The sequence below is a fragment of the Mycobacterium sp. E183 genome, from assembly GCF_001667735.1.
Classification (GTDB): domain Bacteria; phylum Actinomycetota; class Actinomycetes; order Mycobacteriales; family Mycobacteriaceae; genus Mycobacterium.
This window is the reverse complement of sequence record NZ_LZJN01000021.1, coordinates 1-707: the sequence shown is the minus strand read 5'-3', so window position 1 is coordinate 707 and position 707 is coordinate 1. Positions and strand designations below refer to the sequence as shown.

At 72.4% G+C, this 707-nt stretch carries 1 pseudogene; it reads right to left on the bottom strand.

Going from position 1 to position 707, the window contains the following annotated elements:
- Positions 1–707, bottom strand: a pseudogene (locus A5691_RS02070) (cation-translocating P-type ATPase); the annotation flags it as partial.

Below are 707 nucleotides of genomic sequence, written 5' to 3'. Positions count from 1 at the left end.
TCCTGGAACAACATCCGCGACTTCGCCGAGGAGATGCGCGGTGACCTGGCGGACCCGATCACGCCGCCGCTGGCCACGCTGAACGGCAGGGCCCGACGGGTGATGTGCCGCAGCTGCCGCTGCAGCCCGATCTCTTGCAGCTTCCTCGGCGCCATCGCCAGCGCCCTGCGCATCTCCGACCGCGATCCCACGGCGGTGACCACGGCCACCGCCGTGCCCGCGACCACCGTGGTGCCGGCGTAGAGCATGCAGGTCCGTTCGGCCAGCGGCGCGCCGGGCGTGGGCTCGGTCTGCTTGGACACCGGCAGCGATTCGCCGGTCAGCGTCGACTCGTCGACCTCCACGTTCGAGGCGTGCAACAGCCGGGCGTCCGCGGGGACCACCTCGTCGGCGTGTACTTCGATGATGTCGCCCGGCCGCAGCCGCTTGGTCGGCACCTTCTCGCGGCGCTGCGCGTCCAGCGCGCCGACCCGGCGTCGCGCCGGCGGATCCTGCACGGCCAGTAGGCGATTCAGCGTGCGCTCGGCGTGCAGCTGCTGCTCGGCCGACAGGGCGGCGTTGACCAGCAGCACGCTGCCGACCAGGACGGCGTCCAGCGGGGAACCGAGCAGGGCGCTGGCCGCAGCGCCGGTGGCCAGCAGCGGCGTGATCGGGTCCGCCAGGTCACCGCGCATCTCCTCGGCGAAGTCGCGGATGTTGTTCCAGGA